The following is a 15034-nucleotide window of genomic DNA, read 5'->3' on the forward strand; positions in this document are numbered from 1 at the left end:
ATCAACAAACGGTTAAGTACGCATACGCATAAGAAAAACGCCCGCTTTCGGGGACAGATAATAGTATTCGTTCGCCCTTTTTCAAGTTTCCCGCATTCATTAATTCTTCCAACATGAGGTAGATAGAGGCTGATCCGACATTGCCTACATTGGCCAAATTGGTAAACCATTTATGCTTTTCGATGGCAATCCCAGCTTCGGAGAACTTTTGATAAAGTCCATCTATAAAATAGTGGGAGGAAACGTGTGGTAATAGATAATCTACATCATCTGGACCGATGGAGTGCTTCTCCATGGCTGCTTTCATACTCTCCACACCTTTTTCCAAGATATTTTTATCTAATATCTTCACATCTTGCTTAAGCGCAAAAACAGATTGCTCAAGCCACTCTTCGGCCGTGTAGTCACTCCATGGTTTCAGGGTGCCATCCACCAACTTATCTCCGCCAGCATACATACAGGCTTCCAGTTGATGTGCATAAGAAAAAGCTTCCATCCATTCAATCTTAAGGGATATCTCCCCCCTACGACGATTTTCCAATAAAAAAGCGGCGGCTCCGTCCGACAACATCCACCTCAAAAAATCTTTCTTGAATGCGACAATGGGTTGCTCGTTCAATTCTTTCAAATTTTCGATCTCTCTTTCAAATTTATTCGCCTGCATCCATGTTGACACGCGTTCGGATCCGGTACATATCGCATTTTCGGAATTACCTGATTTTACGGAGAGGTATCCATATTTGAGCGCATTCATCCCCGAGCAACAGACACCGCTGGAGGAGTTGAGCTCGACTGATCGATTGCCCAATAATCCATGGACCATAGCCGCATGCGAGGGTAATAAGTGGTCCGGGGTGGATGTCCCGCAGGAGAGTACTTCAACATCGTGTGCTGTAAACTCGTCATTAAACAATTTTTCAATCGCCAGCGATGTCAAATCAGCATTGGAATGCGTTGCTCTCCCAGATTTGTCCAAGGCGTAATATCTATTCTTGATACCGTTATTGCGCAATATCAACCTTCTTGCCTTTGAGGCCTTCTCATCAACCCTGCCTAAAAAATCTTCCATTTCATCATTAGAAATGGGTGAATTTGGCAAATATTTAGCGACTCTTGTAATATAAACTGCAGACATATAAACTAATCAACCCCCTGAAAATAAGCTTTCTCTCTTTTTATTTTAAAATATGTAATGGGCAAGAATATCGTATGTATCAAATGAACCAACGGTGACAAAAACCAAATGGCAAAAAACAGGTAATAATTGAAACCTATCAGCCATTTTTTTCTGGCCTGTCCCTGCTTATTTGCGATGATTCCTGACCATATCTTGAACATCCGATTTGCCTTTTTATCCATCGAGACCAAAAAATGTCTAATCTCGACGGCCTTGTTAGTAACAAGCTCTCGTTGTAGGGAACCGAGCTCCCCATTTCTCAAATGTGATACTATAATCTTGCCAAATTTAATACTTTCCTTTATTTCCTCATCGGAAATACCGGGTAAAGGTAAAATTCCGTAAACTTTCCGCTTCAAACCCGTGAACATCCAATCCACAATGGTGATTACGCTGACCAAATTAATATGACGATCGACAAGAGCAATATTTCCCACAAGATTAGCCGAATGGCTTTTAAGCAGTATCTTAACTTTCTCTTGTGCCATTACCCACATATTACGACTTCCACTAATCGTTACAACATTCGTATTATGTAATATCTTCTTAGCATAGTCACTTTTTAAAAAAGATGTAACAGGTATCGAGGGAGACAAGTACCAAACTTGGTAAAATAGCAGCACCAAATCGAACTTGGTATTCATAATCTCCGGAGATGGCTCTTCAATATCGACGGGAACTTGTCTAAACGACTCAGGAAACACCTCAAAAAAAGCTTCCTTTGGCCAAGGGAAAGGATACACCTTCTTAGGTTTAATCTCTAGGTATTGGACATGCACGTCTGTGGATTGGTCAAATGGTAAAGCAATACGTTGACTCACTTCTTTTAGTTGTCCAGATTGTGAATAATATACAACAAGTACATTTTTCATATGCATTTAATTTGTTCTTTATGGGTCATATGGAATGTCCAAAATAAATTATGACCCTATTTTTGTCTTAGCTGCTATTCATGCTGCTTCGCAGCCATTTGTACGTGGGCTGTATATACTCTAGGCGTATTTCATAATAATTTACACTATCAAGAAGGTAATGCTATCAGATTTATTCCATGAGCTCGCAAACTCGGTTTTCACTAATGTAAATGTTATAAACGATATTCAAGAGAGCTAAAGCCATTTATTTATTCATCCATTATGTGAGCCAAAAAAATCAAGATAGTTTCATAGTCAAGCATTGAGCTTCTTCCAGAAATCAAAAAAATTATACCATTGATAAGGATATCGCTTCACTACTTTTTCGAGGCTTTGGCAATAGCTGTTGAGCAGAGATTGTGCGTCCCTATGCTTCACTTCCGCCCTACGGGCGTAGAGGTGATAGTGGAGACGAGGTTCCTTCATCACATACACAAATACGACGGGTACGCCTAGTCTCGACGCAATCATAAATGGTCCCGCTGGAAAAAGAGCGTCCTCTCCTAAAAGCTGCTCTGATAACAATTTATTCTCCTCAAAATAGCGATCTCCTGTAAAACAAATCAACTCATTATTGGAGAGTGCATTGCTGATCTCGAATATATGGGACATGTCATCCTTAATCTTAATAAACTTGACATTAGACTGTTGTGATACTTGCTTTAAATATTCACTAATAGCCGTTTCTTCCAAATCAGCCGTCACGAGATTAATCTGGCATTCTAGGTTAATATCTTCGAAAAAGTGTTCGGCAACTTCAAAATTACCTACGTGTGCGCTAATGAGGATTCCACCTTTCTTTTCGGCCAATAATTGCTTTAAGATATCAATACCGTCAAATTCATAAGAATATCGATTGCGCAATCCGGACGTGATAGCCACTTTATCAATCAATGTTTTTCCAAAGGTGAAATAACTTCGATATAAGCCAAAAAAAGATTGCATCCAAGAGAATTGGAGGCGCTTGTGTAAATAATAAAATAGGGATCTATTGCTTTTAGGTGAAAATAAAAAGTAGTAAAACGACACAAAAATCAGCACGAGATAACTGGCCCTAATTCCAAAAGTCTTAATACAATTTACAAAAATTTTATAGCCTAATAGGGTCCCTTTCGACTTGCCGTCCCATTGACTCACCATTATAAGCTGCTATTTATTTGCTTCTATCTTTTTTTCAATAACATCATAGAAGTCTTGGAAAGTCTCCATGCCCGCAAAATCTTGCTCGACAAGTTTCACCCCGAAATTTGACTCAATAATAACGACCAAATCTACATAGTCCAAACTATCCAAATCCAATGTTTCTTTAAGATTTTTTTCAGGAGCAATGGTCTCTCGGTCGATTTCAAACTCCTCAACCAAAATTTCATTTAAATGCTCAAAGATCTTATCGCGACTCATTTCGTTATCTATAATATTTTTTTACAATCAAAGCCGAATTTGTACCACCAAATCCGAAAGAATTAGACAAATATAAATCAAATTCCTTATTTATTGTGCTTTTTACAATATTTAATCGAGTCGAATCCTCATCAGGATTCTCAAAATTAATATTCGGTGCGATGAATGAATTTTGCATCATAATAGTCGAATATACAATTTCACTGGCACCTGCCATCCAACATTCGTGCCCCGTCATCGACTTGGTTGAACTCACATAGGGCCTGCTCTCTCCGAAGACTTCGTGTATCGCTTTAGCCTCGTTTGCATCACCGATGGGAGTAGAAGTCGCATGGGCATTGATGTACTCAATTTGTGACGCTTGCAGATCTGCGGCTTGCAAAGCACGAGTCATTGCGAGGGCGGGGCCTGCTACATTAGGCGTCGATATATGTCCACCATTTGAAGAGAACCCGTAACTCAACACCTCTGCGACAATAGGTGCTCCTCGCTCTAATGCCGAGTCCAAGCTTTCGAGCACAAGAGTGGCAGCTCCCCCACTAGGTACTAATCCGTCACGGGCAGCATCAAATGGACGCGAAGCTAAAGCTGGTGCTCCCTCTTGATGAGAAAATACCCCTAAACCGTCGAAACTTGCCATTGCATACTTATTGATTTCTTGCGCCCCTCCACAGATAACCATATCCTGTAGCCCACCTTGAATCATCATCAATCCTAGACCAATTGAGTGAGAACCACTCGCACAGGCAGCGCTTATGGTCATATTAACGCCTCTCAATTTAAAAATCGTAGAGAGATTCATGGTAACGGTAGAATTCATGGATTTGAAAATAGCACCCGAACCAATCAGTGAAGTATCTTTTTTGTCCCGCACAATGTCAGTGGCTTCAATAATTGCTCTGGAGACACTGTCATTGCCGTATAAGATTCCTACTTCTCGTTGTTCCAACACCGCTTCGGAGAGACCAGCATTCTTTAGTGCCTCTACGGTAGCCATAAAAGCATACTCAGTTTCTTCACCGATGGAAATCCGTTGTCTACGTCCAAGAAGGTGTTTAAGGTCAGGGGTGGGCACTGTTCCTGTCAGTGCACAACGAAAACCGAATTGCTTACGTTCGTCATCGTATACAATGCCTGATTTGCCTTCATACAGCGACTGCTTAACTTCCTCGATAGAGGTACCTAAGCAAGAATAAATACCCATTCCTGTAATAACAACTCTTCTTTTCATCCGATTATTTTCTTTTCAATGGTAGATGAGCGCTCGAGCAAATAATAATTACCCCGTATATCCATATTATTTACATCTCGGTTTCATCCGATTATTATCTCTTATCTATTGCGTGTACCACCTCCACACACCAAGGAGCTTCTTACGAATATATTCCCCCATTGATGTTAATAACCTCCCCTGTAATGTAGGAGGCTTTTTTTGAGGACAGAAACACCACTAAGTCGGCCACCTCTTCTGCTTCTCCAAAACGATTGACTGGTATAATCTTGAGCAATTCTTGCTCATCAAGCTCCTTGGTCATATCGGTTTTGATGAACCCCGGTGCTACAGCGTTGACTGTGATATTGCGCTTTGCCACTTCTTGAGCCAATGCCTTTGTTGCAGCTACTACAGCACCTTTAGCTGCTGAATAATTGACCTGCCCTGCAGTCCCCTTCATACCGGATAGGGAGACTACATTAATAATCCTACCGTAGCGATTACGCAACATCTTTTGCATAAAGAAGTTGGTTACATTGTAAAACCCATCGATGCTAATATCAAGTACGGATTTCCAATCTTCCCATTTCATCCACATGAACAAGCCATCTCTAGTGATACCAGCATTGTTGACAATCACTTCGACGGTATATTCCCTATTTTTAGTCGTCCAATCCGTCAATACACGCTGGACTTCGTCAGGATCAGAGACATCAAATTTCAGGATTTCGCCTGTAGCACCTAGACCTTTGACCTCATCCAAGGTTTCCAAAGCCGCAGCTTCATTTGATTGAAAATTGATGAGGATATGATAATCCTGCTCCTCGGCCAACTTTTTACAGATTGCCTTACCGATACCTCTAGATCCTCCTGTTACCAATGCACACTTCATTTGCAAAAAATTAGTCCATTTTCATTAAATAATCCTTAACTTGTTGTACATATGGATACATCACTTGGTCATCCTTAAACACTGGGATGATTTGGCGAATACTATCATATATCTTTGACGTAGATTCCGAAACTTCGGCTTGACACCCCAGATAGTCCACAGCTTGAGCAATGGTAATCCATTCAATAGCCAATACTTCAAAGGCATTCTCCACCACTCGGCTAGCAAGTACGGCAGCATTTGTCCCCATACTTACAATATCCTGATTATCATTATTATTGGGAATACTATGCACATACATCGGATTGGATAAGGTCTGACTCTCGGCAGTCGTCGATGTCGCGGTGAATTGCACTCCCTGCATCCCGAAATTAAAACCTAACTGGCCCAAATTAACAAAAGGCGGCAGAAATTCATTGATGCGCGAATTCAGCAAATAATTAAGTTGGCGCTCGGCTAACATTGTCAGTTTGGTAACTACAATCTTAAGTTTATCCATTTCCAACGAAATATAGTCTCCGTGGAAATTCCCTCCATGATAGACATGCTTATTCGCGACATCCACAACAGGGTTGTCACTAACAGAGTTTACTTCGTCTTCTAAAATAGACGCGACTCCATCCAACGTATCCATCACCGGTCCCAAAATCTGAGGGACGCAGCGTAGCGAATAGTATTCTTGAACTTTTTCTTTGAATACTCGTTCTTGGTTATCACCTGTGTAAAGATGCTCTTCACGCTTGCGCGTACGCTTGCTACTTGCCAATATACTTCGCATAGATGCGGCTACATTACGTTGTCCAGTATGCAACTTTACATTATTCAACGGCTCAGAATAGTGGTCGTCATAAGAACGAACCAGCTCATTGATTGCACAGGTCGCCCTAATTGCACAATCTAATAATTTACGTGCTCTTAATACATTGGCAATACCTATTCCCGTCATCACAGAGGTACCATTAATTAGCGAAAGCCCCTCACGTACTTCAATCTTTATTGGCGAAAGGCCTTCTGCAGTAAAAGCCTCATGGGTTGGACAGCGTTTACCTTTATAAAATACTTCTCCCTCACCTATCAATACAAGTGCTAAGTGTGCCAGTTGTACCAAATCGCCGCTAGCTCCTACCCCCCCATGTGCAAAAATCAACGGTGTGATATCTCGATTAATAAGCTCACGCATCAATTCAATAGTAGAAGGATGTACCCCGGAATATCCAATTGAAAGGGTGTTCAAACGGGCAAGTACTGCCGATTTGACAAAAAGTGGGCACAAAGGCTCACCTGTCCCAGAAGCATGACTTCGAATCAAGTTATATTGCAGCTGTTGACGGTCAGCATCATCTATACGATATTGAGCCATGGGACCAAATCCGGTATTGACACCATAAATGACCTTATTTTCAGCAAATTCTTTCAGAAAATTGAAACTTTCTTCTACACGTATTCTTGCTTCCTGACTAATTTCAATTGTATCATTGTTAAATAGCACAGCATAAAAATCCTCAAGTCTTAAGCGCTCCTCAATATGTCTCATGTAGTTATTTAAGTTAATCCAAAATAAGATTTAGATTTCTTTTTTATTCGTTTTAATGTGTTTAATTTAGCTGGGCTAATTTTCTCCAAATTTAGCTTTTTTTTAATAAATATTATACCATCATGACAATTGAGGAAGTAGAGGTGTTAATCATTGGAGCAGGGCCTTCAGGGAGTGTTGCGGCGGGGTATCTTCACAAGAATAACGTAAAAATCAAGGTTATCGAAAAAACCTTGTTCCCTAGAATTGTAGTGGGCGAGAGCCTAATCCCACGCGTGATGGATCACTATGCCGAGGGAGGTCTTTTGGATGCACTCGATAGTCAAGGATTCGAAAAGAAATTTGGAGCACGATTTATTCGTGGGGAGGAAATCTGTATGTTCGATTTTAGCAATAAATTTGGCGAAGGCTGGGATTGGACGTGGCAAATACCCCGAGCCGAATTTGATTACGTCGGCACTCAAGAACTGATAAGAAAAGGTGTAGATATCGAATTTGAATCGGAGGTAGTAGCAACTGCTTTTGAAGGAGTGAACTCAACCACCACTGTAAGGATGAAAAATGGAGAACTGAAGCAAATAAAAGCTAAATTCTTAATAGACGCAAGCGGATATGGCCGAGTACTTCCTCGCTTACTGGAACTGGATGAGCCATCCCAACTCAGTCCACATTCGGCTATATTCACACATGTGTTAGATGTCAACAGACCTGAGGGGGTTGAGGGCACACAGATTTCATTTGATATTCTGCAGACAGACGTGTGGCTTTGGGTGATTCCATTCTCCAATGGAAACACCAGTGTAGGTATCGTAGGGCCGACTGCATTCATCAACTCTCTATCCGACCATAGTGACACAGCAGAGGCGCTTCAAAAAGCAATTCAACTGTCTGAATTCTATATCAATCGGTTTGGCAACTTGCCTTTCGTATTTCAGCCAAAAAAATTGACCAACTATTCAGCTGCTGTGAAAAAGATGTATGGCGAAGGCTACACGCTTACTGGAAATAGTTCTGAATTTTTGGACCCGGTATTTTCTTCAGGCGTATGTTTTGCCACCGAATCAGGTATTCTATCTGCGAAGTTGGCGCTACGTCAGCTACGAGGTGAAGTCATTGATTGGGAACGCGAATATTCAGATTATATGAAAGATGGTATAGCAGTATTCACCACCTATGTGAAGGAATGGTATACTGGAAATCTACAAACCTTGTTTTTTCATCAGCCAGAGAATCCCGATGTCAAACGAAAGATATGTGCAGTCTTAGCCGGTTATGTCTGGAATCAAGAAAACTCTTTTGTCAAAAAGCACGATCGTGTCATTCGTAACATGGCTTATATGATCAATAACAATAAAGAACTTATGGACTATATCAAGGAGGATAATCTTTAAGATTTTCCTATTCAAAGAAGGTCATATCAACGAGTTTATGCCCTTCTTTGAATAGAAATATATTCACATTAGAGGGCTTTTCTAAGGTTCACAACGCTTTCTTTTACGTCTTCTTTATTATTCTGCCAGTTATATTCATACTCCGCTGAAATCATTCCCGTAAATTTCTGTCTTTTCAACTCTTGTATAATTTTTTCCATCTCGATGACACCTGTACCCCAATGTACATCATGAGCACTTTTATCCCCAAAAGTATTTAGGTCTTTAAAGTGTATATGAAATACTCGACCTTCTAATTTTTTCAAGGACTCCACAGGGTTGAGACCGGATCTAGCCCAATGACCAACATCTGCAGCAGCACCCATTTTTGCACTTTTACCTTTTAGCAATTCCAATACTTTGTCTGGATTCCAATAAAAAGAAGGATTGGGGTGATTATGGATTGCAGCTTTGATATCATACTTGTCACACAACTGGGAAACAACGTTCAGATCAGCCTCCTTGGGCTCACAGTTGATAACGGCAACACCCATTGACTTTGCGAATGCAAATATCTTTTCCCATTCTGCAGCATCCTTGCCAGAGACTACTCCATATGCGTGCAGGGTGATATTTTTCTTTTTTAATAGTGCTTTAACAGCTTTCTTACTCGCATCGGACATGCTGTAATCCATCTTTCCTTCTATACCAGCACCTATAGTCTGCCCTGGAAAAGCTTCTACATATCGAAGGTCACAGCTATCGATTTTATCCAAAGCCTGTGCAAAGGTAAACAACCTAAATGTATAGGCTTGCGAACCCAACTTCCAATGCAACTTGTTCTCGGGATATTTCGAAGACTTTCGCTGACCATAAGTAGTGGACACCATGACCGTCAGTAAAACAAACAGACAGGTAATTAATTTGAATATTCTCATCGTAATTTATTTTTGTTTCGTATTGGTATGAGTTGACACATCAAAACTAACGAATCTAAGGCGCAAAGAAGAGTTGTGACGGATGAATATTTAAGGCACTCACGAAAATTTTACAAAAAAAAGCCTATCTGGAAACATAATAATTTCCAAACAGGCTCAAAAATATACTCGTCAATATTTATCTAAATAAAGGCAAAGCCTTTTCTATTCTGCGGATTACCTCGTCTTGACCTAAGAGTTCTGTAATTTGAAAAACATCTGGACCAAATTTACCGCCGACCAACATAATTCTATAGGGCATCATCAGCTCGCCCATTTTTAACCCAGAATTTGCAATCTTCTCTTTGAAAACAACCTCCAATACAGTTGCTTTCCAATCAGGCTGTTGCTTGAACAAATCTATTACCTCTTTAAAGAAGGACTCCTTTTGCTCATTCCACTTAGGCTTGACTGCTTCTATATCAAAGTTGTCGGGAGCCACAAAGAAAAATGAGGCCTGTGCCCAAAAATCCTCAACAAACGTCAAACGCTCTTTGACTGAAGAAAACACATTATTTAAATACCCTTCAGGAACATCACTGACCGTATGAGCTTGCAATATATCCTTCAATTGCGGCAACAATTCAGCATTATCAGATTTCTTAATCCACTCATGATTGAACCATTTCGCTTTTTCAAAATCAAACTTAGCTCCAGATTTATTAACACGTGAAACATCGAATTTCTCAATCAATTCTGACAACGAGAATAATTCCTGTTCAGTACCATCATTCCATCCCAACACTCCCAACATATTTACAAATGCTTCTGACATGAACCCCATCTCCCTAAATCCTTTGGTCAAATCGCCTGTCTTAGGATCCGTCCAATTCATTGCATATACCGGAAACCCTAGCCGGTCTCCATCCCGCTTACTAAGCTTACCATTGCCATCAGGCTTTAATATCAATGGCAAATGGGCCCATTTAGGCATCTGATCATTCCAACCTAAATACTCCCAAAGCAACACATGCACGGGGGCAGACGGTAACCACTCTTCTCCTCTAAAGATATGACTGATGTCCATCGCTTTATCATCGACGACAACGGCCAAATGATAGGTCGGCATGCCATCTGCTTTCAAAAGCACCTTATCGTCGACAAGACCTGACTCAAAACTCACACGTCCACGAATCATGTCTTCAAATGACACGGTCTCTTCTGCAGGCATCTTAATACGTATCGTATAGGGACGACCTTCAGCCAACAATTTTTCGGTTTCTTCGGGAGGTAGACTCAAAGAGTTTCGGAGATTTAATCGATTTTCATGACTATACCTGAAGTTGGGTTGCAATTTGCGTTCTTCTTCTAGCTCTTCAGGAGTATCGAATGCATAGTAAGCATATCCTTTTTCAATGAGCTCCTCTGCATACTGCCGATAGGACGCTTTCCGCTCGCTTTGGCGATAAGGTCCATAGGCGCCCTCATTCTGTGGGCTTTCGTCTGGGGTAATGCCACACCAGTTTAGACATTCATTTATATACTCTTCGGCCCCTGGCACAAAACGTGTCTGATCCGTATCTTCGATTCTTAAAATAAAATCACCTTGATGATGACGTGCAAATAGATAGTTAAACAAGGCTGTGCGTACACCTCCTAAATGTAGTCCACCTGTAGGACTTGGCGCGAAACGCACCCTAACTCTTTTTTGAGAACTCATGTCGCAAAATTACCATAAAATTTTCGATTTGCGACATCTTCGTGACGTACAACTGCCCAAGATGCATTTAAATCATCCATCTCAGTATACAACTCATGGATTTTAGCTATTTTGCATCATTACATTGCAAAATATAGTACATGAACCCTTATCGGTACAACAAACAACGCTGGAAATTCGTATTGCTGATTTTTGCCGCAATCATTGCGGGAGCTTCCTTATTTTACACCAATAATTTGGTCAAAAATCTATCATCCTCAGAAAGAACAAAGGCAGAGGTGTGGGCTATGAGCACAAAAAGCATTATTACAATGCCGGATGTGGATGACGAGTTTATCACATTTATCTATGCCGTCAGAGATAGCCTAGCGTTGCCTGCCATTATCACGGATGAAAAGGATAATATTATCTTCTGGCGTGACTTGGACTCTACGAAAACAAATATCAAACATACTGACCAAGACTCTGTCGCAGCTAATACGCCTATCTATGACCCCCAATATTTTGAGACTGCTTTAAAAGAGATGAAAAGAAGTCATCCACCAATTGTCATCAATCTCGACTCTGGAGATAAGTGGTTTGTCTTTTATAGGGATTCTGACGAACTTATCCAATTGCGCATCTTCCCATACATCCAACTCTCGGTAATTGCAATCTTCCTAATTATCGCCTATACTGTATTCAACTCAATCAAAAAGTCTGAACAGAATCTTGTTTGGGTGGGGATGGCGAAAGAGGCTGCCCATCAACTGGGCACCCCCATATCCTCTCTCATGGGCTGGCTTGAATTAGTTCGGATGAGATTTGATGCTGAAGATGACAACATTTTGAACGAAATGGAAAGAGATGTCAAACGATTGGAAATTGTAGCTGACCGTTTTTCAAAAATAGGTTCCACTCCTTCCTTATCCAATTACAATGTCTATCAGGTTGTTCAAGATTTTGTAAACTATTTCAGGGTAAGGACCAGTGATAAAATTACGTTTATATTAACAGGAGACAAACACGTGGAAGCCAATTTAAATGCTCCATTATTTGACTGGATATTGGAAAATTTATTAAAAAATGCAGTTAATGCAATCGAATCGGAAGGGACAATTACTGTTAACATTTCAGAAAACATTGCAAAAGAAGAATTTTTTATAGACATTAGCGATACAGGGAAAGGAATCCCAAAGTCAAATTTTGACACCGTCTTTCAACCTGGCTTTACGACTAGAAAGAGGGGGTGGGGACTCGGTCTTAGCTTGACCAAGCGGATGGTAGACTATCATCAAGGGCATATTTTTGTCAAAGAGTCTGAAATAGGTAAAGGAACAACATTTAGAATAGTATTAAAAAGCAATTTAAGATATGAACCCACTCAAATCTGACGAGTATCCAGCCATCTATGCAGATTACATCGAGACTATCGTTGGAGATGTGATGGAAGTTTTGGAAGATCAATTAACAGCATTTCCCGAATTTGTAGCATCCATTCCAAAAGAGAAAGAACTCTATAAATATGCAGAAGACAAATGGACAATCAAAGAAGTTCTTTGCCATATCCTTGATGCCGAGCGTGTCATGTCTTACCGTGCATTACGATTTGCCCGCAATGACATGACCTCATTACCCGCCTTCGAACAAGAAGAATTTGTGCAAAATGCACGTCACAATGAGCGAACTATGGAAAGTATCACAGAGGAATTCAAGTATTTAAGAAAGTCTAATCTTTTGCTTTTTCAAACGTTTAACGAGACCGAACTCACCCGAAAAGGGATGGCATCCGATAGACTAATCAGTGTAAGAGCATTTGTATACATCGTCGCCGGACATTTGAATCACCATAAATTTATTATTCAAGAACGTTATCTAAATCCTGATAATGAATAACATCTGGCACAAACCTTACACGTTAGAAGAAGTCAATTCCATTTTCGCAAAATATATGACTGGATATCTGGATATTCAGGCTACGGAGATTGGAACTGATTTGTTGGTAGCCACTATGCCGGTGAATGACAAAACAAAGCAACCTTTTGGCATTTTGCATGGCGGAGCTTCCGTAGTACTGGCAGAATCTGTAGGGAGCGTGGCGTCCAATATGATCATCGATACCGACAAATACATGGGAGTGGGATTAGATATCAACGCAAATCACGTAAAATCAGCTTCCGATGGTCTTGTGACTGCGACATGTACTCCCTTACATCTCGGGGCGACAACACACGTATGGGACATTAAGATTAAAAATGGCATCAACCAGTTGGTTTGTGTTTCGCGGCTTACTGTCGCAATCATTCCTAAAAGGTAATTTGTTACAAAACTTTTTAACCGCACCTTTGTCTAATAGTCATAGAAACCATTCAAATGGTTTTGGATACGGTTTAGTTTTTGAGCGCGTCTACGCCCAACGTAGACGCGCTCTTATTTTTGTAAAATCCTTAATATAATATACTGTAAATCATAAAATTTTTATTAATATTAGATGATTTTTTAAAAAGACTATTCAACAATCGTTTGCATAAGCATTTGCATTTCAAAAATGAAATTATTTCAGTAGTCTTGTATTTAAGAATTTTACCAACAAACAAATAATCTATAATCCTAAACATGGAACCACAAAAAACTCAACAATCTACCTTGGGACCAATGATTATCATTGGCTCGCTTTTCTTTATTTTCGGTTTTGCTACGTGGCTGAACTCACTTCTTATTCCTTACTTAAAAATAGCATGTGAATTAACAGAGTTTCAGTCTTACTTGGTCACATTTGCATTTTACATTGCGTACTTAGTAATGGCACCTGTTTCTACACGCGTGCTTAACAAATTTGGCTTCAAAAAAGGAATGTCTATTGCCCTTGGTATCATGGCAGTGGGGGCATTACTTTTCATTCCAGCTGCCTATATGCGTACCTATGCTATCTTTTTGATTGGCCTATTTGTGATGGGAGGCGGATTGGCTATTCTTCAAACGGCATCCAATCCTTATATCACGATTATTGGCCCTGTTGAGACAGCCGCTCGTCGAATCAGCATCATGGGTATCTGTAATAAATTTGCAGGTGCACTTGCCCCTATTATCCTAGGAATGTTCCTTAATCTGGAACAAGCCGACCAGGTAACCAAACAAATGGACAGTATGACTCCTGAGCAACATGCAGCTGCTCTAGACCAAGTCGCTCTTCAGGTCGTCAATCCATATATCGGTATTGTGGTTGTTTTATTGATTCTTTCGATATGGATCTCTCGTTCTAATTTACCTGAAGCTCAAGGAGATGAAGAAGAGACTGCAGATCATCACCATGTCTCTGACGGCAAAAAGAGTGTATTCGACTTCCCACACGTTATCTTGGGCTTTGTCGCACTCTTCATGTATGTGGGTGTTGAGGTATTAGCTGGAGACAGTATTATTGCTTATGGAACATCCCAAGGAATAGCATTAGGTACAGCCAAGTTCTTTACCTCGTTTACTATGGGCGCGATGGTACTGGGTTATCTTATCGGTATAGTAGCTATTCCTAAATATATGTCCCAAGAAAATGCACTTAAATTTTGTGCAATATTTGGTCTGCTTTTCTCTCTGGGAATCGTATTTACCAGCGGAATGGTTTCTTTAACATTCGTTGCTTTACTTGGATTGGCAAATTCGTTGGTATGGCCTGCGATATGGCCACTTGCGCTTAAAGGTGTAGGTAAGTTTACCAATGCTGTATCAGGCTTATTGGTTATGGGTATCGCTGGGGGTGCTATTATACCTCTTTTATACGGAAAATTATCAGGCCTAATTGGCTCACACCAAGCTTATTGGATTGCTCTGCCATGTTACCTGTTTATATTATATTATGCAGTAGCTGGACATAAAGCCGGAAAAGCGAAGAGCTAGCCGAAAATATATAACATAAAAAAAGG

Annotated in this window: 14 protein-coding genes; 5 read left to right on the forward strand and 9 right to left on the reverse strand. The window is 40.4% G+C overall.

What is annotated here, in order from left to right; translation table 11 throughout:
- Nucleotide 1 precedes the first annotated feature (1 nt).
- The 7 genes from OQ289_RS20895 to OQ289_RS20925 form a co-directional block, all read right to left on the reverse strand.
- Nucleotides 2-1135 (reverse strand): beta-ketoacyl-ACP synthase III, encoded by a 1134-nt coding sequence (locus OQ289_RS20895; RefSeq protein WP_270088665.1) that lies wholly within the window; start codon nucleotides 1133-1135, stop codon nucleotides 2-4.
- A 5-nt stretch (nucleotides 1136-1140) separates the two neighbouring features.
- Entirely contained in the window at nucleotides 1141-2049 is a 909-nt protein-coding gene (locus OQ289_RS20900) for a hypothetical protein (protein ID WP_270088666.1), read from the reverse strand.
- A gap of 297 nt (nucleotides 2050-2346) precedes the next feature.
- Nucleotides 2347-3036: a lysophospholipid acyltransferase family protein gene (locus OQ289_RS20905; protein ID WP_270088667.1), complete on the reverse strand. Its 690-nt coding sequence runs from the start codon at nucleotides 3034-3036 to the stop codon at nucleotides 2347-2349.
- 204 nt (nucleotides 3037-3240) lie between these two features.
- A complete protein-coding gene (locus tag OQ289_RS20910; RefSeq protein ID WP_033565598.1) occupies nucleotides 3241-3492 on the reverse strand; it encodes an acyl carrier protein in 252 nt (83 codons plus the stop codon).
- Between the two features lie 4 nt (nucleotides 3493-3496).
- Nucleotides 3497-4723: a beta-ketoacyl-[acyl-carrier-protein] synthase family protein gene (locus OQ289_RS20915; RefSeq protein ID WP_270088668.1), complete on the reverse strand. Its 1227-nt coding sequence runs from the start codon at nucleotides 4721-4723 to the stop codon at nucleotides 3497-3499.
- A gap of 142 nt (nucleotides 4724-4865) precedes the next feature.
- Nucleotides 4866-5597, reverse strand: a complete 732-nt coding sequence (fabG, locus tag OQ289_RS20920) for a 3-oxoacyl-ACP reductase FabG (protein ID WP_270088669.1) — start codon at nucleotides 5595-5597, stop codon at nucleotides 4866-4868.
- A 10-nt stretch (nucleotides 5598-5607) separates the two neighbouring features.
- On the reverse strand, nucleotides 5608-7131 hold the full coding sequence (locus OQ289_RS20925; protein WP_270088670.1) for an HAL/PAL/TAL family ammonia-lyase: 1524 nt from the start codon (nucleotides 7129-7131) through the stop codon (nucleotides 5608-5610).
- Between the two features lie 122 nt (nucleotides 7132-7253).
- Between OQ289_RS20925 and OQ289_RS20930 the strand changes: the two genes are divergently transcribed.
- Nucleotides 7254-8522 (forward strand): NAD(P)/FAD-dependent oxidoreductase, encoded by a 1269-nt coding sequence (locus tag OQ289_RS20930; protein ID WP_270088671.1) that lies wholly within the window; start codon nucleotides 7254-7256, stop codon nucleotides 8520-8522.
- A 68-nt stretch (nucleotides 8523-8590) separates the two neighbouring features.
- On the opposite strand, the gene OQ289_RS20935 is transcribed toward OQ289_RS20930, so the two are convergent.
- Nucleotides 8591-9439 (reverse strand): sugar phosphate isomerase/epimerase family protein, encoded by an 849-nt coding sequence (locus OQ289_RS20935; RefSeq protein ID WP_270088672.1) that lies wholly within the window; start codon nucleotides 9437-9439, stop codon nucleotides 8591-8593.
- A gap of 178 nt (nucleotides 9440-9617) precedes the next feature.
- Nucleotides 9618-11138, reverse strand: coding sequence for a glutamate--tRNA ligase (gene gltX / locus OQ289_RS20940; RefSeq protein ID WP_270088673.1), 1521 nt, complete (start codon nucleotides 11136-11138; stop codon nucleotides 9618-9620).
- A 140-nt stretch (nucleotides 11139-11278) separates the two neighbouring features.
- Between gltX and OQ289_RS20945 the strand changes: the two genes are divergently transcribed.
- The 4 genes from OQ289_RS20945 to OQ289_RS20960 all read left to right on the forward strand — a co-directional run bounded on the left by OQ289_RS20945 (nucleotide 11279) and on the right by OQ289_RS20960 (nucleotide 15008).
- The gene (locus OQ289_RS20945) at nucleotides 11279-12511 is read left to right on the forward strand and encodes a sensor histidine kinase (RefSeq protein WP_270088674.1); all 1233 of its coding nucleotides are present in this window, start codon (nucleotides 11279-11281) and stop codon (nucleotides 12509-12511) included.
- Nucleotides 12492-13013, forward strand: a complete 522-nt coding sequence (locus OQ289_RS20950) for a DinB family protein (RefSeq protein ID WP_033565606.1) — start codon at nucleotides 12492-12494, stop codon at nucleotides 13011-13013. The genes OQ289_RS20945 and OQ289_RS20950 overlap by 20 nt, the downstream gene beginning before the upstream one ends.
- Nucleotides 13006-13434: a hotdog fold thioesterase gene (locus OQ289_RS20955; protein WP_270088675.1), complete on the forward strand. Its 429-nt coding sequence runs from the start codon at nucleotides 13006-13008 to the stop codon at nucleotides 13432-13434. Before OQ289_RS20950 ends, OQ289_RS20955 begins: the two co-directional genes overlap by 8 nt.
- Nucleotides 13435-13733: 299 nt before the next feature.
- Nucleotides 13734-15008, forward strand: coding sequence for a sugar MFS transporter (locus OQ289_RS20960; protein ID WP_270088676.1), 1275 nt, complete (start codon nucleotides 13734-13736; stop codon nucleotides 15006-15008).
- Nucleotides 15009-15034: the final 26 nt, after the last annotated feature.

Source organism: Sphingobacterium sp. SYP-B4668, from assembly GCF_027627455.1.
Classification (GTDB): Bacteria; Bacteroidota; Bacteroidia; order Sphingobacteriales; family Sphingobacteriaceae; genus Sphingobacterium.

Coding starts and splice junctions, on each gene's coding strand:
- OQ289_RS20900 (WP_270088666.1), bottom strand. CDS start 2,049: ATGAAAAATGTACTTGTTGTATATTATTCACAATCTGGACAACTAAAA.
- OQ289_RS20935 (WP_270088672.1), bottom strand. CDS start 9,439: ATGAGAATATTCAAATTAATTACCTGTCTGTTTGTTTTACTGACGGTC.
- OQ289_RS20910 (WP_033565598.1), bottom strand. CDS start 3,492: ATGAGTCGCGATAAGATCTTTGAGCATTTAAATGAAATTTTGGTTGAG.
- gltX (WP_270088673.1), bottom strand. CDS start 11,138: ATGAGTTCTCAAAAAAGAGTTAGGGTGCGTTTCGCGCCAAGTCCTACA.
- OQ289_RS20895 (WP_270088665.1), bottom strand. CDS start 1,135: ATGTCTGCAGTTTATATTACAAGAGTCGCTAAATATTTGCCAAATTCA.
- OQ289_RS20960 (WP_270088676.1), top strand. CDS start 13,734: ATGGAACCACAAAAAACTCAACAATCTACCTTGGGACCAATGATTATC.
- OQ289_RS20915 (WP_270088668.1), bottom strand. CDS start 4,723: ATGAAAAGAAGAGTTGTTATTACAGGAATGGGTATTTATTCTTGCTTA.
- fabG (WP_270088669.1), bottom strand. CDS start 5,597: ATGAAGTGTGCATTGGTAACAGGAGGATCTAGAGGTATCGGTAAGGCA.
- OQ289_RS20930 (WP_270088671.1), top strand. CDS start 7,254: ATGACAATTGAGGAAGTAGAGGTGTTAATCATTGGAGCAGGGCCTTCA.
- OQ289_RS20945 (WP_270088674.1), top strand. CDS start 11,279: ATGAACCCTTATCGGTACAACAAACAACGCTGGAAATTCGTATTGCTG.
- OQ289_RS20950 (WP_033565606.1), top strand. CDS start 12,492: ATGAACCCACTCAAATCTGACGAGTATCCAGCCATCTATGCAGATTAC.
- OQ289_RS20925 (WP_270088670.1), bottom strand. CDS start 7,131: ATGAGACATATTGAGGAGCGCTTAAGACTTGAGGATTTTTATGCTGTG.
- OQ289_RS20905 (WP_270088667.1), bottom strand. CDS start 3,036: ATGCAATCTTTTTTTGGCTTATATCGAAGTTATTTCACCTTTGGAAAA.
- OQ289_RS20955 (WP_270088675.1), top strand. CDS start 13,006: ATGAATAACATCTGGCACAAACCTTACACGTTAGAAGAAGTCAATTCC.